The organism is Janthinobacterium sp. GW823-FHT01H08, assembly GCF_058797855.1.
Genome location: NZ_CM179504.1, coordinates 2,062,122 through 2,087,571 on the forward strand (window position 1 = coordinate 2,062,122; position 25,450 = coordinate 2,087,571).

General features: G+C 63.2%; 18 protein-coding genes and 1 other RNA gene. 14 read left to right on the top strand and 5 right to left on the bottom strand.

The window, feature by feature from the left end; translation table 11 throughout:
* The first annotated feature begins 289 nt into the window (after nucleotides 1-289).
* The 3 genes from ribBA to nusB all read left to right on the top strand — a co-directional run bounded on the left by ribBA (nucleotide 290) and on the right by nusB (nucleotide 2,626).
* Nucleotides 290-1,411, top strand: a complete 1,122-nt coding sequence (gene ribBA / locus AC3RCG_RS09205) for a bifunctional 3,4-dihydroxy-2-butanone-4-phosphate synthase/GTP cyclohydrolase II (protein WP_070219577.1) — start codon at nucleotides 290-292, stop codon at nucleotides 1,409-1,411.
* 59 nt (nucleotides 1,412-1,470) lie between these two features.
* A complete protein-coding gene (ribH, locus tag AC3RCG_RS09210; protein WP_070219579.1) occupies nucleotides 1,471-1,953 on the top strand; it encodes a 6,7-dimethyl-8-ribityllumazine synthase in 483 nt (160 codons plus the stop codon).
* Between the two features lie 202 nt (nucleotides 1,954-2,155).
* Nucleotides 2,156-2,626: a transcription antitermination factor NusB gene (nusB, locus tag AC3RCG_RS09215; RefSeq protein WP_070219581.1), complete on the top strand. Its 471-nt coding sequence runs from the start codon at nucleotides 2,156-2,158 to the stop codon at nucleotides 2,624-2,626.
* A 120-nt stretch (nucleotides 2,627-2,746) separates the two neighbouring features.
* Here the strand turns inward: nusB and AC3RCG_RS09220 are convergent, their stop codons facing one another.
* Nucleotides 2,747-3,667, bottom strand: a complete 921-nt coding sequence (locus AC3RCG_RS09220; RefSeq protein WP_162995589.1) for a transglycosylase SLT domain-containing protein — start codon at nucleotides 3,665-3,667, stop codon at nucleotides 2,747-2,749.
* Nucleotides 3,668-4,145: 478 nt separating this feature from the next.
* Here AC3RCG_RS09220 and ubiD point away from each other — a divergent pair, with 478 nt between their 5' ends.
* The 7 genes from ubiD (at nucleotide 4,146) to AC3RCG_RS09255 (ending at nucleotide 12,066) form a co-directional block, all read left to right on the top strand.
* The gene (gene ubiD / locus AC3RCG_RS09225) at nucleotides 4,146-5,630 is read left to right on the top strand and encodes a 4-hydroxy-3-polyprenylbenzoate decarboxylase (RefSeq protein ID WP_071654453.1); all 1,485 of its coding nucleotides are present in this window, start codon (nucleotides 4,146-4,148) and stop codon (nucleotides 5,628-5,630) included.
* 196 nt (nucleotides 5,631-5,826) lie between these two features.
* Nucleotides 5,827-5,925: signal recognition particle sRNA small type (gene ffs / locus AC3RCG_RS09230), an RNA gene on the top strand.
* Between the two features lie 238 nt (nucleotides 5,926-6,163).
* The gene (dnaX, locus tag AC3RCG_RS09235; RefSeq protein WP_492404281.1) at nucleotides 6,164-8,497 is read left to right on the top strand and encodes a DNA polymerase III subunit gamma/tau; all 2,334 of its coding nucleotides are present in this window, start codon (nucleotides 6,164-6,166) and stop codon (nucleotides 8,495-8,497) included.
* A 40-nt stretch (nucleotides 8,498-8,537) separates the two neighbouring features.
* Nucleotides 8,538-8,864: a YbaB/EbfC family nucleoid-associated protein gene (locus AC3RCG_RS09240; RefSeq protein WP_034759121.1), complete on the top strand. Its 327-nt coding sequence runs from the start codon at nucleotides 8,538-8,540 to the stop codon at nucleotides 8,862-8,864.
* A 47-nt stretch (nucleotides 8,865-8,911) separates the two neighbouring features.
* Nucleotides 8,912-9,502: a recombination mediator RecR gene (recR, locus tag AC3RCG_RS09245; RefSeq protein WP_070224846.1), complete on the top strand. Its 591-nt coding sequence runs from the start codon at nucleotides 8,912-8,914 to the stop codon at nucleotides 9,500-9,502.
* A gap of 7 nt (nucleotides 9,503-9,509) precedes the next feature.
* Nucleotides 9,510-10,730, top strand: a complete 1,221-nt coding sequence (locus tag AC3RCG_RS09250; protein ID WP_492404283.1) for a CaiB/BaiF CoA transferase family protein — start codon at nucleotides 9,510-9,512, stop codon at nucleotides 10,728-10,730.
* A gap of 202 nt (nucleotides 10,731-10,932) precedes the next feature.
* A complete protein-coding gene (locus AC3RCG_RS09255) occupies nucleotides 10,933-12,066 on the top strand; it encodes an esterase-like activity of phytase family protein (protein WP_492404285.1) in 1,134 nt (377 codons plus the stop codon).
* Here the strand turns inward: AC3RCG_RS09255 and AC3RCG_RS09260 are convergent.
* The 4 genes from AC3RCG_RS09260 to AC3RCG_RS09275 form a co-directional block, all read right to left on the bottom strand.
* Complete coding sequence (locus AC3RCG_RS09260) at nucleotides 12,035-14,194, bottom strand: putative bifunctional diguanylate cyclase/phosphodiesterase (protein ID WP_492404287.1); 2,160 nt, start codon at nucleotides 14,192-14,194, stop codon at nucleotides 12,035-12,037. The genes AC3RCG_RS09255 and AC3RCG_RS09260 overlap by 32 nt on opposite strands.
* Before the next feature lies 1 nt (nucleotide 14,195).
* Nucleotides 14,196-17,054 (bottom strand): hybrid sensor histidine kinase/response regulator, encoded by a 2,859-nt coding sequence (locus AC3RCG_RS09265; protein WP_492404289.1) that lies wholly within the window; start codon nucleotides 17,052-17,054, stop codon nucleotides 14,196-14,198.
* Between the two features lie 376 nt (nucleotides 17,055-17,430).
* On the bottom strand, nucleotides 17,431-17,631 hold the full coding sequence (locus AC3RCG_RS09270) for a YbdD/YjiX family protein (RefSeq protein WP_010396213.1): 201 nt from the start codon (nucleotides 17,629-17,631) through the stop codon (nucleotides 17,431-17,433).
* The gene (locus AC3RCG_RS09275) at nucleotides 17,631-19,691 is read right to left on the bottom strand and encodes a carbon starvation CstA family protein (RefSeq protein ID WP_070224851.1); all 2,061 of its coding nucleotides are present in this window, start codon (nucleotides 19,689-19,691) and stop codon (nucleotides 17,631-17,633) included. The genes AC3RCG_RS09270 and AC3RCG_RS09275 overlap by 1 nt, the downstream gene beginning before the upstream one ends.
* 246 nt (nucleotides 19,692-19,937) lie before the next feature.
* Between AC3RCG_RS09275 and AC3RCG_RS09280 the strand changes: the two genes are divergently transcribed.
* From AC3RCG_RS09280 to AC3RCG_RS09295, 4 genes are all read left to right on the top strand, one after another.
* Complete coding sequence (locus tag AC3RCG_RS09280; protein WP_070313010.1) at nucleotides 19,938-21,308, top strand: cache domain-containing protein; 1,371 nt, start codon at nucleotides 19,938-19,940, stop codon at nucleotides 21,306-21,308.
* A gap of 16 nt (nucleotides 21,309-21,324) precedes the next feature.
* Entirely contained in the window at nucleotides 21,325-21,954 is a 630-nt protein-coding gene (locus tag AC3RCG_RS09285; RefSeq protein WP_070224853.1) for a response regulator transcription factor, read from the top strand.
* 239 nt (nucleotides 21,955-22,193) lie between these two features.
* Entirely contained in the window at nucleotides 22,194-23,333 is a 1,140-nt protein-coding gene (locus AC3RCG_RS09290) for an EAL and HDOD domain-containing protein (protein WP_492404292.1), read from the top strand.
* A gap of 1 nt (nucleotide 23,334) precedes the next feature.
* Nucleotides 23,335-25,380: a putative bifunctional diguanylate cyclase/phosphodiesterase gene (locus AC3RCG_RS09295; RefSeq protein WP_070224855.1), complete on the top strand. Its 2,046-nt coding sequence runs from the start codon at nucleotides 23,335-23,337 to the stop codon at nucleotides 25,378-25,380.
* Nucleotides 25,381-25,450 lie beyond the last annotated feature (70 nt).

Below are 25,450 nucleotides of genomic sequence, written 5' to 3' on the forward strand. Positions count from 1 at the left end.
TTATGCTCTTTGCAAGGCCGGCGGCGCGCGCCTTGCCGCCGCCGTGTGCGCTGGATCGCGGAATCGGCGCTTTGCGGGGCAGGCTGCGGCACCCATGCCGCAAACCTGTCTTATTTCAGGTCTGCAAGCGCTAAATCCTTTAAAATAGCGGGTTATAAGAAAATTCCCGGAAATCTGAGGAATATTCGCGCTCGAGGTTCAGTTTTAGTTTCAGTTTTTAGTTACATTAACAACGCCCGGCAAAACCGACGCGCAGCAGGTTTTGACTGGCGTCATACGAGGATGAATAATGTCTATATCGAGCACCGAAGAGATCGTCGCTGAATTGCGCGCCGGCCGCATGGTGATACTGGTCGATGAAGAAGACCGGGAAAATGAGGGCGATCTGGTGCTTGCCGCCGATTTCGTGACGCCTGAAGCCATCAATTTCATGATCACGCATGCGCGTGGCCTGGTCTGCCTGACCCTGACGGAAGAGCGTTGCGACGAGCTGAACCTGTCGATGATGACGTCGCGCAACGGCACCGCGTATGGCACCAACTTCACCGTGTCGATCGAAGCGGCCGAAGGCGTGACGACGGGCATTTCCGCTGCCGACCGCGCCAAGACCATCCAGGTAGCCGTGGCCAAGGGCACGCAGCCCAGCGATATCGTCCAGCCTGGCCATATCTTCCCCCTGAAAGCGCAAAAAGGCGGCGTGCTGATGCGCGCAGGCCATACGGAAGCCGGTTGCGACCTGACGGCCATGGCCGGCCTGACGCCCGCGTCCGTGATTTGCGAAATCATGAAGGACGACGGCACCATGGCGCGCCTGCCGGACTTGCTGGTGTTTGCCGAGCAGCATGGCCTGAAGATCGGCACGATTGCCGACCTGATCCATTACCGCAGCCAGACGGAGTCCCTGGTCGAGCGCGTTGCGGAGCGTACCCTGCACACGGCGCATGGCGAATTCCGCCTGATCGCCTTCCGCGACAAGCCCAGCGCGTCGGCCCACCTGGCCCTCGTGCATGGCGACCTGGCGCCCGGCCTGGAAGCGCTGGTGCGCGTGCACCAGCCCGTTTCCCTGCTGGACGTGCTGGAAAGCGAAGCGACCACCCACTCGTGGACGGTGGCCGCCTCGATGGCCGCCATCAAGCAGTCCGAGCGGGGCGTGATGGTCTTGCTGAACTGCGGCGAGACCTCGAGCGAGCTGTTTGCCCAGTTCGCCGCGCTCGATACGCCGCAAGCCAAGCCGAAAGGCCGTGCCGCCAGCATGGACTTGCGCAGCTACGGTATCGGCGCGCAAATCCTGCGCGACCTGGGCGTGAGCAAGATGCAATTGCTGGCCAGCCCCCGCAAGATGCCGTCGATGGTCGGTTTCGACCTGGAAGTCACGGGTTTTCAGTGCCATCCTGGCCAGACGTCGATGTGAGAGTAAACGATGGCGGCATGTGCATGCCGCCCTGAACCACCAGATTAAAGAGGCATATGATGACCGTAGGAACCTATGAAACCAATTTTGCCGGCGAAGGTTTGCGCGTCGGTATCGTCCAGGCACGATTCAATGAAATCGTCGGCGGTGGCTTGCTGTCGGCATGCCTGGAAGAGTTGAGCAAGCTGGGCGTGGCCGATGAAGATATCCTGCACGTGACCGTGCCGGGCGCCCTGGAAATCCCGCTGATTCTGCAAAAAATGGCAGAAACCGAGCAATTCGACGCCCTGATCGCACTGGGCGCCGTGATTCGCGGTGAAACCTACCACTTCGAGCTGGTATCGAACGAATCGGGCGCAGGCATCACGCGCGTCGGTCTCGATTACGGCATCCCCATCGCCAACGCAGTGTTGACGACGGAAAACGACGAGCAGGCGGAAGTGCGCATGCTGGTCAAAGGGGCTGAAGCGGCACGCGTGGCAGTGGAAATGGCTAATTTAGCGCAAGCGCTAGAAGAGTTGCAAGAATCCGAGGAGGACTAGCCGTGTAGTGAACGTCCGATAAAACGCCCATAGCTGCGTTGCAAGCCCTCGCCGTACATTCGTACTGTCTTCGGGCTCGCGCCTTGCTCTGAGCATTTTCTCGAACGTTCTGACACGCGGTTGGCTGCGGCGCGTTGAAAAGCGCGCCGTGCTGTCTCGCCGGAATTTGTAGTGAACACGTACTTAAGAACAGGTAACAATCATGACTGAGAAAAATTTGCTCGCCAACCCCAGCAAGAACCGCACGCCGCGTCACCGCGCGCGCGAGTTTGCGCTGCAGGGCTTGTACCAGTGGCTGCTGAACAATGAAGACGCGACCACCGTCGTGAACAATATTCGCGCGGCCCACGGCTTCGACAAGGCCGATGGCGATCATTTCACGGTGCTGCTGTACGGCGCCATCAAGGATTCGCTGGCGCTGCGCGACAGCATGGCACCCTTGATCGACCGCAATATCGCGGAACTGTCGCCTATCGAACACGGCATCCTGCTGATCGGCGCGTTCGAGCTGAAGAACAACATGGAAATCCCGTACCGCGTCGTCATCAACGAAGCGGTCGAGCTGGCCAAGTCGTTTGGCGGCATCGACGGCCACAAGTATGTGAACGGCGTGCTGGATAAATTGGCAGTGAAATTCCGCGAGGAAGAAGTCAACGCCAACAAGCGCAAGTAATAGCGTAGGAGATCCTGCGGCTGCTGCCGCAGGGCAATAAAAAAGCCACCGGCACTTGCGTGCGGTGGCTTTTTCATTGGATGCTGCTTTTCGGATGCCCCTGTGAGGGCTTTTAAAGGGTCACAGGCCGGCGATCTCGTTATGCGGTGCAATCTTGATGGTAATGTTGCCGCTTTCCGCTGCAGGCGCCTTGGCTGGCGCTGGCGTGTTCGATGCCATCACCGGCGTCGTGGTCGGCACGCGCTGGCCGGCCGATACTTGTTTCAGGCGGCGGTATTCGGCCAGCACGCGCGAGCCGTAGCCCGAGTCGGTGGCGAAGTTGGCGGCGCCCACATAGGTTTTCAAACCTGCTTCGACGGAACCGCCACGCGTGACGTAGTCTTTCAGGATCAGGGAGCCGACGCGGATGTTGGCGACGGGATTCAGGGCTGCCTGCACGCCGCCCATTTCCTGGAAGCGCTCATGGTGCACTTTCGACATGACTTGCATCAAGCCTTGCGCGCCGACGGGGCTTTCCGCGAACGGGTTCAAGCCCGATTCGATGGCCATCACGGCCAGGATCAGCAGCGGGTCCAGCTTGATTTCGCGGGCCGTCAGGTATGCCGTCGAGACGAGCATATTGGTCGCATCGTTGGCCACGCGGTAGCGCTTGGAGAGCCAGTTGGTGACCCATTGCTGCTGCTTTTGCGTGCCCAGCAAGGCTTTTTCTTCCTTGGTCAAAGGTGCTTCGCTGGCGGCGGCCGTTTGTACGGATGCAGGCGCTTCCATCAGTGCCGACAGGGCCGGCGCTTCGACGGCTTGCGCTTCTGTCATCGGCAGCGGGAACAGGCTGTGCGTCAGTTGCTTGCCCAGGTCCGGGCGGAACATCAGCAGGGCGATCAGTGCCAGGGCGGAAATGCCGAAGACTGTCAGTGTGTGTTGCGCGGTGGTCAAAACACCACGTGCCGAAATGGCTTGTGCGCGGGCGCGCAAACGCGCCAACGCTGGCTGGCCAGCCACGGTTGAAGCAGGCAATGCTGCTTCAGTGCTACGATGAGTCATAGAGTTCCCCGAAATGTCGCGTCAACAGACAGTCCCTCCGCGGTGTCGCGGTGTTGTGGGTACTGCCAATGCCGTGCATCAGAAATATCATCGTTTCCGCCGCGTATGGATGCGTGCGAGAAACGCCGTCATTGCTTGCTTGAGCTGATCGGTCCCATGCTGGTATTGGATCAGTCGCAATACAACTTTTACCGGGGGTAAGGCAGACGCCTTTTGAAAACACTCCTTAAAATGTCATGTGGAGCCCCGACTCCGTGAATGAAAGAGAAACGCTAAAATCAAGCTCTGGGCCGGCGTGCTCTTTCAAGTTGGGCGAATTGTAGAAGCCGTTTTATATCAAGTCAATACTAACGAATCGTTTCTTTATTACTTTTATGTCTTACTTTTTGACTTGCATTGTGCCAAAAGCCAATAAAATCAATTACTTGGCATAGATCCTTCAGCAACGGCGTCCGACGTCAAAAAAAATTAAAAACACATGAAATATTCAGATTTACGAGATTTTATTTCCCAACTGCAACAAATGGGTGAACTTAAGCCCATTTCGACCCCCATTTCACCGATTTTAGAGATGACGGAAGTGTGCGACCGCACCCTGCGCGCGGGCGGACCGGCCTTGCTGTTCAACAATCCGACGGGATACGACATGCCGGTGCTGGGCAATCTGTTCGGCACCACGCGCCGCGTGGCGCTGGGCATGGGCGCGGAAGACGTCAGCGAATTGCGCAAGATCGGCCATGTGCTGGCGCGCCTGAAGGAACCGGAACCGCCGAAGGATTTCAAGGATCTGCTGGGCCTGGGTTCCTTGGTGAAATCCGTGTGGGACATGTCGCCGAAGGAATTGCGCGGCGCCAAATGCCAGGAAATCGTCTGGGAGGGCAATGACGTCGACCTGGCGCGCCTGCCGATCCAGCATTGCTGGCCCGGCGACGTCGCTCCCCTGATCACCTGGGGCCTGGTGATCACCAAGGGCCCGAACAAGAAGCGGCAAAACCTCGGCATCTACCGCCAGCAAGTGCTGGGACGCAACAAGGTCATCATGCGCTGGCTGGCGCACCGGGGCGGGGCGCTGGACTTCCGCGAGCATGCGATCCAGAGCAAGGGCAAGCCGTATCCGATCGCCGTCGCCCTCGGTGCCGATCCCGCTACTATATTAGGGGCCGTCACGCCGGTGCCGGACAGCCTGTCCGAATACCAGTTCGCCGGTTTGCTGCGCGGCAGCCGCACGGAACTGGTGAAAGCCATCGGCAGCGAGCTGCGCGTGCCCGCCTCGGCCGAAATTGTGCTCGAAGGCCATATCTACCCGGACGAAAACCATCCGAGCGGCTACGAGCACGCGCTGGAAGGGCCATATGGCGACCATACGGGCTACTATAATGAGCAGGACAGTTTCCCCGTGTTTACCATCGACCGCATCACCATGCGCCGCGACCCGATCTACCACTCCACGTATACAGGCAAACCGCCGGACGAGCCGGCCGTGCTGGGCCTGGCCCTGAACGAAGTGTTCGTGCCGCTGCTGCAAAAGCAGTTCAGCGAAATCACGGATTTCTATCTGCCGCCCGAAGGCTGCAGCTACCGCATGGCCGTGGTGCAGATCAAGAAACAGTACGCGGGCCACGCCAAGCGCGTGATGTTCGGTGTATGGAGCTTTTTGCGCCAGTTCATGTATACCAAGTTCATCGTCGTCGTCGACGAAGACGTGAATATCCGCGACTGGAAAGAAGTCATCTGGGCCATCACCACGCGGGTCGACCCCATTCGCGATACCACCCTGGTCGACAATACGCCCATCGATTACCTGGATTTTGCCTCGCCCGTCAGTGGCCTGGGCAGCAAGATGGGCATCGATGCGACAAATAAATGGCCGGGCGAAACGACGCGCGAGTGGGGCACGACGATCGCCATGACGCCGGAAGTGAAGGCCAGGGTGGATGGCATCTGGCAAGAGCTGGGGCTGTAGTTGCTGCGTAGGTCGGGTTAGCGCTGGCGCGTAACCCGACGTTGCGGCTCGGCAGTGTCGGCCGCGTACGCAGCAGTGTCGGCTTACGGCCTGCGGCCTAAGCCGACCTACGCCGACCTACGCCGACCTGCGCCGACGTACACAGCATTGAGACGGCAATTTCCCAATCTTGCGCAGGTCGGTTATAATTGTCCCCGGCGGGCCCCTGCGCATCGTGGCATGGCTAACCTGGTCAGGTCGGGAACGAAGCAGCCACGGCTATTAACCATGAGTGCCGCAGATCAGGCTCGCCTCCTTCGGGAATGTTTTATCAGGATCAACAATCAAGCTGCCATGGGCAGCTTTTTTGCTTTTGCGGCGCCATTTTTTTGTGACGCCGCAGCATTGCCGGGCTTGCCGTGTTTTCCATATTTCCAGCTGGCCATGTTATACAATTGCTGCTTTGCCGCGTTTGCCAGGTTTGCCTGGCCCGGCCATGAGGCTTGCGCCCGCCGCGCAGGATCACCCGCAAAATCGCATGGTAAAATCTCAGCATGTCCTATCAAGTCCTCGCCCGTAAATACCGCCCCAAGAATTTCGAGACGCTCGTCGGCCAGGAGCACGTCGTGCGCGCGCTCACGCATGCCTTGCACAGCGGCCGCTTGCATCACGCCTACCTGTTCACGGGCACGCGCGGCGTCGGCAAGACGACCCTGTCGCGCATCCTGGCCAAATCGCTCAATTGCATCGGCCCCGACGGCACGGGCGGCATCACGGCCCAGCCTTGCGGCGTCTGCGAAGCGTGCACGGCGATCGATGCGGGACGCTTTGTCGACTATATAGAGATGGATGCGGCGTCGAACCGCGGCGTCGATGAAATGGCGCAACTGCTGGAGCAGGCGGTCTACGCGCCCAGCAATGCGCGCTTCAAGGTCTATATGATCGATGAGGTGCACATGCTGACCAATCACGCCTTCAATTCCATGCTGAAAACGCTGGAAGAGCCGCCCGAGCACGTCAAGTTCATCCTGGCCACGACGGACCCGCAAAAGATTCCCGTGACCGTGCTGTCGCGCTGCCTGCAGTTCAACCTCAAGCAGATGCCGCCCGGCCACATCATCAGCCATTTGGACAATATCCTGGGGCAGGAAGGCATCGCCTTCGAACAGCCGGCCTTGCGCCTGCTGGCCCAGGGCGCCCACGGTTCCATGCGCGATGCGCTGTCCCTGACGGACCAGGCCATCGCCTACGCGGCCGGCGCAGTCACGCTCGACGCCGTGCAAGGCATGCTGGGCGCGCTTGACCAGTCGTATCTGGTGCGTCTGCTCGACGCGCTGGCGCAGCAGGATGGCGCCGACTTGCTGGCCGTGGCCGACGAGATGGCCTCGCGCAGCCTGTCCTACAACGGCGCCCTGCAGGATTTGGGCACGTTATTGCACCGCATTGCGCTGGCGCAAACCGTGCCCGCTGCCTTGCCGCAGGATTTGCCCGAATACGCGGACATCGTGCGTCTGGCCGCCGCCTTCGACGCGGAAGAAGTGCAGCTGTTTTACCAGATCGCCGTGCATGGCCGCAATGAACTGGGTCTGGCGCCCGACGAATACGCAGGCTTTACCATGACCTTGCTGCGCATGCTGGCCTTTCGGCCCGGCATAGGCGGCGCCGAAGGCGTGCCGGCTGCCGCACCTGCGTCGGCTCCTGGCAATCGTCCCGCCGCCGTGGCCGCCGCGCGCGCCGCCGCTGGTGCATCCGCACCGGCCGCCCGCGCCGCCACGAACAGCGTGGCCAGCCATGCCGCCGTGACGCCGCCTGCCGTTGTGGCCGCTGCCGTCGCCAGCATGGCGCGCAGCGAAGCGCCGCCGCCACGCGCGGCCGCACCCGCACCGGCACCCGCGCCCGCACCCGCACCTTCAGCAGCCCCGGCACCCGCACCAGCGGCGCCGCCGCCCGCCGCCCCTGTTCCCGCAGCCGCGGCTGCCCCGGCGGCATCGGGCGCCCCGATCAGTTCCGCCCGCGCCGCCATCAATGCGGCGCTGGAAGCGGCCCGCGCCGCCTCGAAAGGCCGTCCTGGCAGCGCGCCGTCGGCGCCATCGTCGGCGCCCAAGCCGGCCGCTCCCGCACCGGCCGCCGTAGTCGCTACGCCAGCCCCGGCCGCGCCCGTCCAGGCCGCACCGCCGCCACCGGCCGCCGCGCAAGCGCCGGCGCCGTGGGACGATGCGCCGCCCGTGGCCGTGATGGAAGCGCCCGCGCTTGCGCCCGTGCAGCAGGCGCGTCCCGCCGCCCCGCCGCCACAGCAGCAAGCAGATGACGACTTGCCGCCGTGGGTCACCGAATTTTCCGACGACAGCGCCTCTGCCGCCGTGTCGGCGCCCGCCGCGCAGGGCAGCGAGCAGCCCGCCGTCGTCATGCCGCAGCGTGCCGCCAAGCAAGCCGCGCCCAGCGGGCCGTATGTGATCACGCCCGTTCCGGGCCTGGACTGGGACGGCAACTGGCCGGCCGTGGCCGCCGTGCTGCCCTTGCGCGGCGTGGCCCAGCAGCTGGCCGTGCAGGCCGAGTTGATCGAATGCCTGCACGATGGCCACAGCACCACGTTCCGCCTGCGCGTGCCGATCGATACGTGGCGCAGCCCGGCCAACGTGGAAAAACTGGCGGCCGCGCTGACCGAACGCTTCGGCCGCAAGGTCAATGTCGACACGGAACTGGGCGCCGTCTGGTACACGGCCAGCGCGGAGGCGCAGGCCCACCGCGAGGCGTGCCAGCTTGCCGCGGAAGCAACCATCGCCAGCGATCCCTTCGTGCTCGACATGAAGCGTGCATTCGACGCTTTTGTCGTGCCGGGAACGATTACCCCTGCACCGGCCGGCTCCGCCGCGCCGACCCTGCATTGATGATTAACACACTCACAAACTGAATTAACGGAGCATTCTTATGATGAAAAATCAACTGGCTGGCCTGATGAAGCAGGCGCAAGCAATGCAAGACAACATGAAAAAGGCCCAGGAACAACTGGCGCTGGTGGAAGTGGAAGGCCAGTCCGGCGCCGGCCTCGTGAAAATCGTCATGACGTGCAAGAACGACGTCAAGCGCGTCTCCATCGACCCGTCCTTGCTGGCCGACGACAAGGACATGCTGGAAGACCTGGTGGCTGCCGCCTTCAACGATGCCGTGCGCAAGGCGGAAGCGACGTCCGCGGAAAAAATGGCAGGCTTGACCGGCGGCATGAACTTGCCAGCCGGCTTCAAAATGCCATTCTGATGCACAGCCGCATGCGCTCGATCTGTGGCACGGGGCAGGGTTGATCCATGTCCAAGTCGCTTGAATTTTTGACCGAGGCGCTGCGGCGCCTGCCCGGCGTCGGCCCCAAGTCGGCGCAGCGTATGGCGTTTCATTTGTTGCAGCACGATAGGGAAGGCGCGGCCATGCTGTCGCGCGCCCTGTTCCAGGCCGTCGATGCCGTGCATCACTGCGGCCTGTGCAATACTTTTACCGAACATGAAGTGTGCGAGACCTGTCTCGACGACGAGCGCGACAAGCGCTTGCTGTGCGTGGTGGAAACGCCTGCCGACCAGCTGATGATCGAGCAGACGCTCACCTACAAGGGCCTGTATTTCGTCCTCATGGGGCGGCTCTCTCCGCTGGACGGCATCGGCCCGAAAGATATCCACCTCGAAAAATTGCTGAACCGCGCCAACGATGGCGTAGTGAATGAAGTGGTGCTGGCCACCAATTTCACGAATGAAGGCGAAGCGACGGCCCATTACATCAGCGAAATGCTGAAGGCGCGGGGCTTGCGCGTGAGCCGCCTGGCCCGCGGCGTGCCCGTGGGTGGCGAACTGGAATACGTCGACGCGGGCACGATTGCCCGCGCGATGCTCGACCGCAGGGCAACCTGAGCACAACATGACAGAATCCTCCGCGACCACTGGTCCATTGCAAGGCATTAAAGTGCTGGAACTGGGCACCCTGATCGCGGGGCCGTTCTGCGCCCGCATGCTGGCCGAATTCGGCGCCGACGTGATCAAGATCGAGTCGCCCGATGGCGGCGACCCCATCCGTACCTGGCGCGTGCTGAAGGACGGCACCTCGCTGTGGTGGTCGGTGCAGGCGCGCAACAAGAAAAGTTTAACGCTGAACCTGAAGACGCCCGAGGGCCGGGCCATCGCGCGCCAGCTGGCCCTGGAAGCGGACATCATCATTGAGAACTACCGCCCCGGCGTGCTGGAAAAGTGGGACTTGGGATACGAACAACTGAAGAAAGACAAGCCTTCGCTCATCATGGTGCGCCTGTCCGGCTTTGGCCAGACGGGACCGATGAAGGATTTGCCCGGTTTCGGCGCCATCGGCGAATCGATGGGCGGCTTGCGCTATGTGTCCGGCTTTGCCGACCGTCCGCCCGTACGGGTCGGCGTGTCGATCGGCGACTCGGTGGCGGCCCTGCACGGCGTGATCGGCGCCATGATGGCCTTGCGCCACCGCGACGTGACGGGCGGGCGGGACGGCGGGGAAGGGCAGATGGTCGACGTGGCCCTATATGAATCCGTGTTCAACCTGATGGAGTCGCTGGTGCCCGAATACGACCAGGCGGGCGTGGTGCGCGAGCGCACGGGCGGCTCGCTGCCCGGCATCGTGCCCTCGAATACCTACACGACGGGCGACGGCGAAAACATCGTCATCGCCGGCAATGGCGACGCCATCTTCAAGCGCTTGATGCTGGCCATGGGCCGCATCGACATGGCGGGCGACCCGCAACTGGCGCGCAACGACGGCCGGGTGGAGCGCACGCAGGAAATCGACGACGCCATCGGCGCCTGGTGCGCCACGCACACGATAGCCAGCGCGCTGGCCGTGCTGAAGGCCGCCGACGTACCGGCCGGGAAGATTTACTCGGTGCGCGACATGATGAGCGATCCGCAATTTCTCGCCCGCGACATGTTCGAACAGCACCATTTCGCCGACGGCACGCCCGTCAAATTGCCCGCCATCAGCCCGAAACTGTCCGCCACGCCGGGCAAGACGCAATGGCTGGGTCCGGCCCTGGGCCAGCACAACGACGAGGTGCTGGCGTCGCTCGGCTATGACGCCGCCGCCATCGCGCAACTGAGGGCCGATGGGGTGGTATAGATAGGATCAGATAGATGAGTGACGGCTAGGTGGGGTAGGTCGGGTAGGTCGGATTAGCGGCGTAGCTGCGTAATCCGACAACCACCACGTCACGTTATCGACACCACCACGCCACGTTACCGACACCACCAGCCAAGCCAACAATGTTGTCGGCTTACGCGCTTCGCGCTAAGCCGACCTACGCAACTCACTGATACCTGTCATGCATCGAATTTTCCGTACCGCGCTTGTCCTGGCATCCAGCACTATCCTCCTCTCCGCCTGCGCCAGCTTTCCCCACGACGCGCCGATTACCGGCCTGCGCCTGATCGGCGAGCAGCGCATCGCGCTTAAGTACGCGTTCGAGGGCACCACGGTGGGCGGCTTGTCCGGCATCGACTACGATGCGGCGAGCAATACTTGGGTGATGGAAAGCGATGACCGCTCGGAAATCAATCCGGCCCGCTTCTACCGTGCTGCCTTGAATTACGACAGCAAGGCGTTCTCCGGCGTGACCTTGAGCAGTGTGCATTTCTTCACGCAGCCCGACGGCAGCCGCTACCCGAACCTGGCCCATGCAAAACTGGACCGGGGCGACCAGGTGCCCGACATCGAAACCATCCGCGTCGATCCGCAGGACGGCAGCCTGTGGTACGGCAGCGAAGGCAACCGCAAGGTGGGCTTGCATCCGTTCGTGCGCCATGCGGACCGCGATGGAAAATTCCTGGCCACCTTGCCCACGCCCGCCATGTTCAATGTCTCGAAGGAAGAAATCGGCTCGCGCAACAACATGACGTTTGAAGCGCTGTCGTTTGCCAGCGATGGCAAGAGCTTGTGGCTGGGCATGGAAGCGGCCCTGTACCAGGACGGCCCGTTGGCCACGCCCGACAACGGCTCCGTGGTGCGCATCACGCGATTGGACCGCGCGGGCAAGGTGCTGGGCCAGTATGCGTATCCGATTGAGCCCGTGGCGTCGCGGCCCGCACCGGGGCGCGAGGCGGACAATGGCGTGTCGGAAATCCTCGCCGTGAACGGCCATCAGGTGCTCGTGGTGGAGCGGGCCGGCGTGGCCAACGCGAACGGCCTGTACACGAATCACGTGCGCATCTACGAAATGGAGACGGATGGCGCCACCGATATCCGGGATATCCCGGCCCTGGCGGGCGCGACTTATGTGCCGGCGCGCAAGCGATTGCTGCTGGACCTGGAAAAGACCGGCCTGCCCAAGGTCGACAATATCGAAGGCATCAGCTGGGGGCCGCGCCTGGAAAACGGCCGCCGCAGCCTGGTGGTGATTTCCGACGACAATTTCAATCCGCAGCAAGTCACGCAAATCCTTGCCTTCGAAGTGCTCTAGTTTCCAGACTGGCCAGCCGGCCCGCCTGCCTGGCCAGCATGGCCGTGATCGTGTCGTGCGGCGACGGGTGGCCTAAAAAGTATCCCTGGGCCATGTCGCAGCCGTATTCTTCCAGCATCACCAGCTGCTCGTCCGTTTCCACGCCCTCGGCCACCACCACCATTTTCAAGCCGTGCGCCATGGCGATGATGGCGCGCGTGATGGCCGCATTTTCCGTATCCTGCGGCAAGCCGGCGATAAAACTCTTGTCGATTTTTAAAGCCCGCACGTCGAAGCGCTTCAGATAATTCATCGACGAATATCCCGTGCCGAAGTCGTCGATGGACAGGTAGACGCCGATGCCGCGCAATTGCTCCAGGGTCACCATGGTGGCGCGCGCATCGTCCATCAGGGTACCTTCCGTCAATTCCAGTTCCAGCAGGCGCGCATCGAGGCCCGTGTCGGCCAGTGCCGAGAGCACGATCTGCATCAGGTTTTCATCCTTGAATTGTTTGGCCGACAGGTTGACGGCCATGCGGATGGCGCGCCCGCCATGGCTTTGCCAGGCCTTGGCCTGGTTGCAGGCCGTGCGCAGCACCCATTCGCCGATGGGCACGATCAGCCCCGTCTCTTCGGCCAGCGGGATGAATTCCGTGGGCGAAATGATGCCCCGCTCCGGATGGCGCCACCGCACCAGCGCTTCCACGCCCACGATCTGCGTGCTGGGCACGTCGATCTGCGGCTGGTACAGCAAATACAGTTCGTTGTTTTGCAAGGCTTTGCGCAAGCCCACTTCCATCTTGACGTGGCTCATGATTTCCATCGTCAGCGAGGAGCTGTACAGCTTGGCGTTGTTCTTGCCGCAGTTCTTCGCGTGATACATGGCCGTGTCCGCATATTTGAGCAGCGAGTTGCAGTCCTCGCCATCTTCCGGATACAGCGAGATGCCGATGCTGGCCGTGACGAAAATCTCGTGCCCCTCGATCATGAAGGGCCGGCGCATGGCTTCCTTGACCCGGTGCGCCACGTTCAGCGCGTCTTCCACCCGCTCCAGGTCGGGGATCAGGATCGTGAATTCGTCGCCGCCCAGGCGCGCCAGGTTGCTGCCGCCGGAGGACGCCTCGAACTCGTGCTCGGCGCGCAGCACCAGGTCGCTGGGGCGGATGGTTTCGCGCAGGCGCTCGGACACCACCTTGAGCAAATGGTCGCCCACGTCGTGGCCCAGGGTGTCGTTGATGCGCTTGAAGGCGTCCAGGTCCATGAACAGCACGGCGAATTTCTTGTCGTGCTCTTTCGAACGCAGCAGTTCCCGTTCCAGGGTTTCCAGGAAGGCCTGGCGGTTGGGGATGCCCGTCAGACTGTCGCAATAGGCGAGGCGGCGGATCTGCTCTTCCGTGCGCTTGCGCTCGCTGATGTCGCGCACCAGGCCCAGCACTTCATCGGCCCCCGTCGCCACCAGGCGTGCCTCGAAATGGCGCGTGCTGTCCTCGTGCGTGAGCGTGTAGTCGACCGAGCCGATGTGCTGCGTGGTCAGCACCGCGTGCGCCTTGTCGAGCAGGCGCGCGGCGATTTCGGGCGGCAGCACGTCGCGGATATGGCTGCCCACGCAGTTGCTGATGGAAAAGCCGGCGCTGGCGTCGTGGCCCTGTTCGTAGTCGAGATAAAAGCCTTCGCGGTTGAGACGGAAGAAGGTGTCGGGGATGGCGGCCAGCACGGCGCGGTTGTGCGCGTCGGCGATGCGCAGACGGGCGATGGCGTCGCTGGCGCGCAGCACGTACAGCACGCGGTGCCCGAGGATGGGCCAGTTGATGGGTTTGGAAATGAAATCGGTGGCGCCCACCTCGTAGGCGCGCGTGACGGCTTCCAGTTCGTCGCCGCCCGTGACCATGATGACGGGCACCGTGCCGCCCACTTCCTGGTGGCGGATTTCGCGGCACACGGCAAAGCCGTCCATGGCCGGCATGTCGACGTCGAGCATGACGAGGTCCGGTCCGCTGTGCTTGTAGCTGGCCAGCGCCTGCACGCCGTCTTCGGCCTCGATCACGTCCAGGCCCACCTGCGTGAGCATTTGCCGCATCAGCAAGCGCATCACGGGATCGTCGTCGGCCACCAGCACCAGGCCGCGGGGAGGGGAGAGGGGCGCTGTCATGTCAGTGTTCCTTCACGAGGATGGCGTTCAGCGATTCGCGTACGGTCAGGAAGGCTTGCTGCATCTGCAGCAGCAGGGGAGCCGCGCCCTCGGTGCTGCCGGCGCGGCCCAGTTTTTCCATCTCCTTGCACAGCTGCGCCAGGCCGTCGGCGCCCACGTTGGCGCTGCCTGATTTGAGGCTGTGCGCCACCTTGCGCAGCGCTTCCGCGTCCGCGCCGGCGATCGCTTCGCGCATGGCGCTCAACTGGCGCGGCGTCTCGCCGGTAAAGGCCTGGATGACCCGTTCCAGCAGCGCATCGCCGTCGGCGTGCGACAGGGCGCGGATGTTTTCCAGCGCTTGCCGGTTCAGCGGCTGGACCGATGCCGTGGCGGCGGATGGCGGCGTCACCTCGGGCGGCGCTTCTTGCGGCGTCTGCGGCTCCGGCGCTTCGCTGTGGTGCACGGTGGCCGCGCGGGGCAGGGTGATCCAGCGCGCGATCGTGTGGCCCAGGTCCTGCTGCGTGAACGGTTTACTCAGGTAATCGTCCATGCCGGCCGCCAGGCATGCTTCGCGGTCGCCCTGCAGCGCATTGGCCGTGATGGCGACGATGGGCAGCACGCGCGCGTGGCCGCACTGCTGTTCGTGGCGGCGGATTTCCGCCGTGGCGGCAAAGCCGTCCATCACGGGCATCTGGCAATCCATCAGGATCAGATCGAAATCCTCGGCCTGCGCCGCCTGCAGGGCTTCTTCGCCGTTGCGCGCGCAGACCACGTCCAGACCCAGGCTGTCGAGCATGGCCAGCGCCACTTCCACGTTGACGGGGTTATCTTCGGCCAGCAGCACGCGGCGGCGCTGGCGCCGGCCCACCTGCCGCGCCGCGTGCGGCGGATGGATGCGCAGGCTATCGCTGGCGCGCGGCGGCGTGACGATGCAGTCGAATAGGTCGCATTCGCGGGCCGGCTTGATCAGCTGGAAGGCCACGCCCGCCTCGCGCCGCTGCACGGGGTCGGCCGCCGCCTGTTCCGTGCTCAGCAGCAGTAATTTGAGGTCGGCCAGCAGCGGGTCGCTCTTGATGGTGGCGGCCAGGGCCAGGCCGCTGGTGCGCGGCAATTCCATGTCGAGCAGCGCCACGCCATATGGCGTGCCCGCCTGGGCCGCCGCGCGCAGCTTGGTCAGGCAGTCGCTGGCCGTGCCGGCGCTGTCGCTGACGATGTGCCAGCTGGCCAGTTGCCGCTCCAGCACGGCGCGCGTGGCGGGTGTGTGGTCGACGATCAAGGCGCGTAACCCTCGCGTGGTTTTCAGGTTGAAGGAGGGGTCGTCGCTGTCGACTCGCCGCTTATCGAAATTTACTTCGAACCAGAAGATCGAGCCTTGCGTTAAAGCATTATCAACGCCGATAGTGCCGCCCATCAGTTCCACCAGCTGTTTCGAGATCGTCAACCCAAGGCCCGTGCCGCCGTGCTTGCGCGTGGTCGAGCCGTCCGCCTGCGAGAACGATTCGAAGATGCGCGTCTGCGCCTCGTTTGATACGCCGATGCCCGTGTCGTGTACCTCGAAGCGCAAGCCCACGCTGGGCGCGTCTTCGCTGCACACGGTCACTTTCACGGTGACCTTGCCCGTTTCCGTAAACTTGATGGCGTTGCCCAGAAGATTGACGATGATCTGGCGCAAACGGTTCGGGTCGCCGCAGATGGCGATCGGAATGTCGTAGGCGATGTCGAATTCCAGGCTGATATTCTTCGCTTCCGCCTGCGGCGCGAACACGTGTTCTATGTCGTCGAGCAATTCGCGGAAATTGAAGCGGATGTATTCCACGCTCAGCTTGCCCGCCTCGATCTTGGAAAAGTCGAGGATGTCGTTGATGATCACCAGCAAGTTCTGCCCCGAGCGCTGCACCATGCTCGTGTAGTGGCGCTGCTGCGGGCTCAAAGGGCTGGCCAGCAGCAACTCCGTCATGCCCAGCACGCCGTTCATGGGCGTGCGGATCTCATGGCTCATGGTGGCGAGAAACGCGCTCTTCGCCTGGCTGGCCGCCTCGGCCGCATCCTTGGCCTTTTCCAGCTGCGCCGTGCGCACGCCCACCTGGCGCTCGAGCTGGTCGCGGTAATTGGCCAGGGTGCTGTCGCGGCTGTCGATCTGCGCCAGCATGTCGTTGAAACTGTCGATCAGCACGCCCAGCTCGTCGCTGCGCTGGTGCGCGATGCGGTGGCTGTAGGTCTGGCTGCTCGACACTTTTTGCGCCGTGTCGATCAGCTTGGTGATCGGTTCGGCGATCACGCTCTTGAAACGCCGCGCGAGGAACACGGCGATCAGGAAGGACAGCACGGTGGCGCCGCCGATGGCGCCCACGTGGCGGCCGATGTCGCGCCACATGTGGTTCAGGTCCGCCTCAATCAGCACGGCGCCGATGATCTGTTGCGGCTCGCCTGGCCGGTAGACGGGGCGGTACAAGCGCATGGCGGGCGCCAGGGTCGTGCCCGAGCCTTGCGTGACGGGCTGCACGGCCATGTCGGCCAGCAGGGCCGGGTCCATGTCTTCCGGCGCCGCCAGGCCGTCCGCATGCTGCGGCGCGCGGTACAGGGCGAACAGGCGCCCGCCCTTGTCGAACAGGGCCGCCTGGGCGACCTCGTCGCGCGCGGACAGTGCCGCCAGCACCTGTTCCGCCTGCGCCTGCGCCGGCTTGCCCAGCAGCATGGGCGCCGCGCTGGCCGCGCCGATCACGCCCGCCAGCGACAGCAGTTGCTTGCCTTCATCGTTCTTGTGGTTGAGCACGGAAGTCAGCGCAAACGCCACGAACACCAGCAGCAGCGCGCAGCCCGACGACAATACCGAAATCATGGTCAGCTTCTGGCTGATGCTGGAGCGTTGGAAATTGAACATGGTTGTGGCGCTTCTCCGGTCGGCCTGTTGACTGTTTTTTTAATTTCCTATTGGAAAAATATAGACGCGAAGACACATCCCGATATTGATGTGGGTCTAATGGAGGAGAGGGGAGGGGAACTTATAAGAGATGAAACAACGGAGGGCAGCACATAGGTCGGATTAGCGCGGCAAAGCCGCGCGTATCCGACACCACCACCGGCCGCGCCAACGATGTTGTCGGATTACGCTCTACGAGCTAATCCGACCTACGCAACTGACCCCGGTATTTGCTTTTGGGGATGCAATTAAACCCCTGAAAGGCCGGGGTCAGACCCAGGAGGGGGCATGTGTCCCAATGGGGCACATGCCGATCCCGAAGGGACTGACCATACTATTAACAACAACCTCCACGTTTTCCCGCCCCGCCGTAACGGGCTTCCTGCCGCTCGCGGAAAAACTCTTCATACGTCATCATCGGCTCGCCGGGATGGGTCACTTCCCGGTGCGCCACATAGGTGTCGTACTCGGGCAAGCCGCACATGAGCCGCATGCTTTGCCCCAGATACCGTCCAGCCTTGATGATTTCATCGATCATCATTGCACCGTGGGCATGGCCTGGAACGGCGTTTCCTTGGTGCTCGGTTTGCTGTCGGCGCGCGCCTTCATGATGGTGCGGATGCCGAAGAACAGCACGCTGATCACGACGATGACGAAGAAGGCGGCCAGGCCGGCGTCGAGGTAATCGTTGAAGATGATCTGCTGCATCTGCGCCACGGACTTGGCCGGCGCCAGCAGGGTGCCTTCATCGAGGGCCGCCGAGTATTTCTTCGCATGCGCGAGGAAACCGACGCGCGGGTTGGCGTCGAAAATCTTTTGCCAGCCCGCCGTCAATGTGCACAGCAGCAGCCAGATCGTCGGCGTGATGGTGACCCATGCATACTGGCCACGTTTCATCTTGAACAGCACGCAGGTGCCGAGGATCAGCGCGATGGCCGCCAGCATCTGGTTGGCGATGCCGAACAGCGGCCACAGGGTATTGATGCCGCCCAATGGATCGACCACGCCCTGGTACAGGAAGTAGCCCCAGGCCGCCACGCACAGGCCCGTGGCCAGCAGGTTGGCGATGACGTTTTCCGTCTGTTTCAGCGCTGGCACGAAGCTGCCCAGCAAGTCTTGCAGCATGAAGCGGCCGGCACGTGTGCCCGCATCGACGGCCGTCAGGATGAACAGCGCTTCGAACAGGATGGCGAAGTGGTACCAGAAGGCCATCATGGCCTTGCCGCCGATGGCGCCGGACAGGATCTGCGCCATGCCCACGGCCAGGGTCGGTGCGCCGCCCGCGCGTGAAATGATGCTGTGCTCGCCAACGTCCTTGGCCGTTTGCGTCAGCATTTCCGGCGTGACATAGAAGCCCCACTGCGAAATCGCCTGGGCGGCCGATTCCGCCGTGGTGCCGATCAGGGCGGCCGGGCTGTTCATGGCGAAATAGATGCCCGGCTCGATGGTCGAGGCGGCCACCAGGGCCATGATGGCCACGAACGATTCCATCAGCATGGCGCCGTAGCCGATGAAGCGGGCGTGGCTTTCGTTTTCAATCATCTTCGGCGTGGTGCCCGAGGAAATCAGCGCGTGGAAGCCGGAAACGGCGCCGCAGGCGATCGTGATGAACAGGAAGGGGAACAGATTGCCCGACCAGACGGGGCCGGAGCCGTCGATGAACTTGGTCATGGCCGGCATTTTCAGGTAAGGCGCGACGACGATGATGCCGATGGCCAGGCCCAGAATCGTGCCGATTTTAAGGAAAGTCGACAGGTAGTCGCGCGGCGCCAGCAGCAGCCACACGGGCAGGACGGAAGCGATGAAGCCGTAGCCGATCAGCATCCACGTCAGTTCCGTGCCCGTGAACGTGAACATCGGGCCGAGAACGGCATGTTCCTGCACGTATTGGCCGCCGATGATGGCCAGCATCAGCAAGACAAAGCCGATGATGGAGATTTCGCCGATGCGGCCCACGCGGATGAAGCGCGAGTACACGCCCATGAACAGGGCGATGGGAATCGTCGCCATCACGGTGAAGCTGCCCCAAGGCGAGCCCGTCAGAGCCTTGACGACGATCAGTGCCAGCACGGCCAGGATGATGACCATGATCATGAAGCAGCCGAGCAGAGCGATCATGCCGGGAATTTCGCCCAGTTCAGCCTTGATCAGGTCGCCCAAGGAACGGCCATCGCGGCGCATGGAAATGAACAGCACGATGAAATCCTGCACGGCGCCGGCAAACACGACGCCCGCCAAAATCCACAGCATGCCGGGCAGATAGCCCATCTGCGCGGCCAGCACGGGCCCGACCAGGGGGCCGGCGCCGGCAATCGCCGCGAAATGGTGGCCGAACAGCACATATTTGTTGGTCGGCACGTGGTCGAGGCCATCGTTGTGCTTGAACGCGGGCGTCATGCGGCGTGCATCGAGGCCCAGCACCTTGTCGGCGATGAACAGGCTGTAGAAACGGTAGGCGATCAGATAGACGCAGACGGCGGCGATGACGATCCAGATCGCGCTGATCGGTTCGCCACGTTGCAGGGCGACAACGCCCAGGGACCCGGCGCCTGCCAGCGCAAGCGCTGCCCAGCCGAGTTGTTTGAAAATGCGGTTCATGCTTCCTCCAGAGATTGACGGGCGCTGTGCCGTGCGATGATGTGTGCTGCCGAGCCTGGTCGTCGCCAGTTTGGATGTTACTTTTGGTGTATCTGCAGCTTATGGCGAGTATTCAGGAATCGTATAATTGCCGCAAGCGCAGCACTACGCAGTAACGCTCAGTATTACTACGCAGACCGATCGCCGCGCCGCGACGTAAAATCACCCATTCCCACCAGCATCGACGCCGCCGGAGCGCGCAAGGCCATGAAACTCAGACAGAAAGTCATCTTCCTGGCCCTCACGCCGCTCATCCTCGCCCTGTGCGCCATTGCGTTTGCCGTGCGGCACCAGGCGATCACCCTGGCCGAGCAGCAGCGCGCCACCATCCAGCAAGCGTACCTGGCCAGCAAGGAAGCCGAGCTCAAGCATTACGTGACCCTGGCCAGCCATTCCATCGCCTCGTTATATGGTTCTGGCCGCAAGGATGACGCCACGCAAGAGGAGGCCAAGCGCATCCTGTCCGCCCTCAGCTATGGCGACGACGGCTATTTCTTCATCTACGATTTGCAGGGCAAGTCGCTGATGCATCCGCGCCAGCCCGAGCTGGTGGGGCAGAATCTGTGGGAGCTGCGCGACGCCGAGGGCAATCTGACCATCCAGCGCCTGATGCAGCGGGCTAAGAGCGGCGGCGGTTTCGAGCGCTACAACTGGATCAAGCCGTCGACCAACAAGTCCGCGCCCAAGCTCGGCTATGTGATCCTGATGCCGGAGTGGGGCTGGATGATGGGGACCGGTATTTATATGGACGACGTGGACCAGGCGCTGGCCAAGGTCGACGCCCAGCAGTCGCGCAATATCCGCTCGACCATGGAGTTGATCGCCGCCATCGCCATTCTCGGCTCCCTGCTGGTGGCCGCCTGCGGCCTCGTGCTGAACTTGCGCGAACTGCGCGTGGCCGATGCCAAGCTGAAAGTGCTGGCGCAGCGGGTGGTCGAATCGCAGGAAGAAGAGCGGGCGCGGCTGTCGCGTGACTTGCATGACGGCATCAGCCAGTGGCTGGTGTCGATCAAGCTGCAGATCGAGGCGGGCATCGCGCGTCTGGCCGGCAATGCGGAACAGAAAGACAAGGCGCCGGCCACGTTCGAGCGTGCCGCCGAGCAGCTGAACAAGGTGCTGGGCGAGGTGCGGCGCATTTCGCACAACCTGCGCCCGGCCATCCTCGACGACCTGGGCCTGGCCGCCGCGCTCGACCACCTGGTGCATGAATTTAACGACAGCAGCAGCGCGCAAGCCAGTTTCACGGCCAGTCCGGCGGCGGCGGGCGAGGGCTTGCCCGACATGGTGAATACCGTGCTGTTCCGCATCGCCCAGGAAGCGCTGACCAATTGCGAGCGCCATGCCCACGCCCGCGGCGTGGAAGTAAGCCTGCGCGAGGCGGGCAAGGCCGTGGAATTGCGCATCCAGGATAACGGCGGCGGCTTCGACTTTGACGGCATCGCCCTGCATCCGCAGCGCGGCATCGGCCTGCGCAACATGACGGAACGCATGGAAGCCATCGGCGGCAGCCTGCACATCACCTCGTCCCCGGCCGGCACCGTGGTGCTGGCGCGGCTCGCACTTTCATCCACCCACTAAGAATAGATACGCAACCATGACCGAGAAGATCAACATCCTGCTGGTGGACGACCACCCCCTCGTGCGCGACGGCTTGCGCGCGCGCCTGGAAGCGGTGGCGCATTTCGACGTGGTGGCCGAGGCGGGCGGCGCCGACGAAGCGCTGGCCCAGGCGCGCGCGCACCAGGTGGACCTCGTGTTGATGGATATTAATATGCGCGGCACGAACGGCATCGAGGCGACGGCGCTGTTCAAGCAGGCGTTCCCGCAGATTGCCGTGCTGATCCTGTCCATGCACGACAAGCTCGAATACGTGTCGCAAGCCATCGCCGCGGGCGCGCGCGGCTATGTGCTCAAAGATGCTCCAGGGAAAGATATTGTGTTTGCCATCGAGACGGTGATGTCCGGCGGCATTTATTACAGTGCAGCGCTGGCGCGGCAGCTGTCGCGCCCGCAAGTCCACGATTCCTTCCTCACCACGCGCGAGCAGCAAGTGCTGCAGCACATCGCGGCGGGCCAGTCGAACAAGCAGATCGCCCGCGTGCTGGACCTGAGCGTGCGCACGGTGGAGACGCACCGGCTGAACATCAAGCGCAAGCTTGGCATCGAAGGGCAGGCCGAATTGATCAAATATGCGGTCGAGCATGCACAGGGCGGCAGCGCCTGAGAAGGCGCGCGCGGCGGCACCCGCATGCCAGGCGGGTCTCGCGGGGGGAATGTTCTTTTTGAATATTTATTGCCAAAATTAAACTGTTTCATGGGTGAGATTCGGATAGAATGAATCTCGCTGTCGAAATGGCATCCCTGTCGGGCCAGGGTTGCCAATGCTGGTCAGTTTATTTACTATGGCGCCCTACCCACACTGAGATACCGATGTCAGCGTCTGAATCAAACCTGTTTCCGTTGGTGGGATTACAAGCAGTAGCCAATGCTCATAACGAGTGGGTCGCTGTTACCCTGCATGTACCGCAGGCCTCGACGGCGTCGCTGCTGGCGGCGCTGGCCGCCGCCGATGCGTATGCCTTCCTGGCGCCGCTCGACTGCATCATTCCCCTGGCCGACCCGCATGGCGTGGACGAGGCCGTGCTGGCGCAACTGGCGCCGCAACGCACCATCTTCCGTTTGCCTGCCCATCTTGCCGACGACAAAGCGCTGCAGAAAAAATGCCGGCAATGGCGCGACGCCGGCTACCGCATCCTGCTCGATGGCGCCGAGGCCGGTCCCGTGACGGCGGCGCAGGTCGATGCGCGTGCGCTGAGTTTTGATGCGGCCGGCGCCCGCCCGGCCCTGCATCAGCTGCTGCCCTTGCCGGGGCCGCACCTGGCCTACAACATCGCCGACGCGGGGCAGATTGCCGAATTGCAAGAACTCGGCGTGAGCTGGTTTGCCGGCGATTACGCCCTGCACCATGCGCGCCAGCAAAGCGAGCCGGAAGACGCCACGTCGCGGCGCCGCGTGCTGGCGCTGCTGGGTCTGCTGGCCCGCGATGCCGACGCGCACGAGCTGGAAGTGCCGCTCAAGCAAGACCCATCGCTCAGCTATCATCTATTAAAACTGGTCAATTCCGCCGCCTTCGGTTTCACGGCGCCGATTAGCAGCTTCAGCCAGGCCATCACCCTGCTGGGCCGGCGCCAGCTGCAGCGCTGGCTGCAACTGCTGCTGTATGCGCGCCAGCAAGACGATGGCAAAATCCACGCGCTGCTGCCGCTGGCGGCCGTGCGCGCGGCGCAGATGGAAGCGCTGTGCCAGCTGCGCGGCGGCGACCGCGACGCGCAAGACCTGGCCTTCATGGCAGGCGTGTTTTCCCTGCTCGACGTCTTGCTGGGCATGCCGATGGAAGACATCATCGCCACCCTGAACCTGGCGCCCGAAGTGAGCACGGCCTTGCTCGAGCGTAATGGCGAGCTGGGTGCCTTGCTGGCGCTGGTCGAAAGCGCCACGCCGCCGCTCGACGGCTTGCGCCGCGCCGGCATCGATGGAGAAACCTATTGGCGCAGCCTGCTGCAGGCCTACCAATGGGCCATCCAGGTCAGCCGGAACCTCTAGCATGACCCTGTTTCCGGTGTCGGATTTCCTCGCTGACAGCGCCGCCCTGTGCGACGCCGTCGTGCGTTTGCGCGGCTCCGCGCTGGTAGCTGAGCTGGGCCGTATCGCCAGCACCGTGATGGCCAGCCCGCATGGCCAGTTCCTGCCCGCGGCCAGTACGGACGCCGCTGCGCCAGCCGTGCCGTTTCCCCGCGATACGCCCGCCTTGTTGCAGGAAGTCAGCTTCGACGGCCATTGCTTCGGCCATTACAGCGTGGCCGGCCGCCCGCTGTATAACGATGCCGACCGCCGCCACCTGGCCAGCCTGGCATCGTTGACGGCCGGCGTCTTGCAGGTGCATTCGCTGGCGCAACGCTCGACCCATGCCTACGCGCAAGTCGAAGCCTTGCTGGCGCAGCAGACGCAAATCCTCGACCAGTTGCACGAATCCGTGCTGACGATGGACTTGACGGGCTACATCACCAGCTGGAACAAGGGCGCCGAACGCCTGTTCGGCTACACCTCGGTGGAAGCCGTGGGGCGCAACATCCTGTTCCTGTACGACGACGAAGACACGGGCTTCCACGACGCCTTCCTGGAACAGGGAGGGCGCCTGATGGAGGTGCGCCGGCGAAAGAAGTCGGGCGAGGTCTTCTGGGCCAGCCTGTCCTTGTCGCCGCTGCAAGACCTGGACGACAAGCCCATCGGACTCATCGCCTACCTGACGGACATCACGGAACGCAAGCTGGCCGAAGAGCGGCTGCACCACCTGGCCTACTACGACCCGCTGACCAGCCTGCCCAACCGTACCTTGCTGGCCAAGCTGGTTGACCAGGCTCTCAGCGTGGCGCAGCGCAGTAAGATGCTCGGTTGCGTGCTGTTCATCGACCTGAACCGTTTTAAGCTGATCAACGACACCCTGGGCCGGCGCATCGGCGACGAACTGCTGCGCCAGGTCTCCTTGCGTTTCCGCCAGGTATTGCGCGACCAGGACCTGGTGGCCCGCCTGGGCGGCGACGAGTTCGCCGTCGGCCTGTTCGACATCGGCCAGCATTTCGAAGCGAGCATGGTGGCGCAAAAGCTCCTCGCCTCGCTGGTGGAGCCATTCCTGATCGAGGACCACGACCTGCGCGTGGGCGCCAGCATCGGCATCAGCGTGTATCCGCAGGACGGGCAGGATGCGGAAACCCTGCTGCGCCTGGCCGACATCGCCATGTACCGCGCCAAGCAGGATAGCGGCGGCGAAGCGGAAAGCGTGGCCTTCTACAGCCAGGACATGAACCAGGGCATGCAGGCGCGCATGCGCCTGGAAACGGGCTTGCGCCAGGCCCTGTCGGAGCAGCAACTGCTGCTGCACTACCAGCCGAAGTACGCGCTCGGCAGCGGGCGCATCATCGGCGCCGAAGCACTGGTGCGCTGGCATCACCCGCAGCACGGCATGATCCCGCCCGCCGAATTCATCCCCCTGGCCGAATCCACGGGCCTGGTGGTGCAGGTGGGCGAATGGGTGCTGGAAGCGGCCTGCGCCCAGGCGCAAGCATGGAAGCTGGCCGGCCTGCCGCCGATCCGCCTGGCCGTCAACGTTTCCGCGCGCGAATTCACGGCAGCCTTGCCCGCCAGGGTGGCGGCAACCCTGGCCCGCTACGGCCTGGAAGCGGCCTGGCTGGAACTGGAAATCACGGAAAGCACCCTGATGCACAACATCGAGAGGGTCATCGCCATCATGGACCGCATCACGGCCCTGGGCGTGGCCCTGTCGCTGGACGACTTCGGCACCGGCTATTCGAGTCTGTCCTATTTGAAGCGCTTTCCCATCGATACCCTGAAAATCGACCGTTCGTTCACCACCGGCATCCCCACCGACGCCAGCGACTGCGCCATCGCCAGCACCATCATCAGCATCGCCCAGCAGCTGCACCACAAGGTGATCGCCGAAGGCGTGGAAACGGCCGAACAGCTGGCCTTCCTGAAGAGTTCCGGCTGCGACGAAGTGCAGGGCTACCTGTTCTCGCGCCCGCTGCCGGCGAGAGAGTTCGAGCGGGCGCTGCGGGAAAACTGGGGCGTGTAGGTGCCTGCCCCAGCCCTTGCCGTTGGGGGAGTAAGGCCACGACAGTACTAGCCATTGGTAAGCCAGTGAC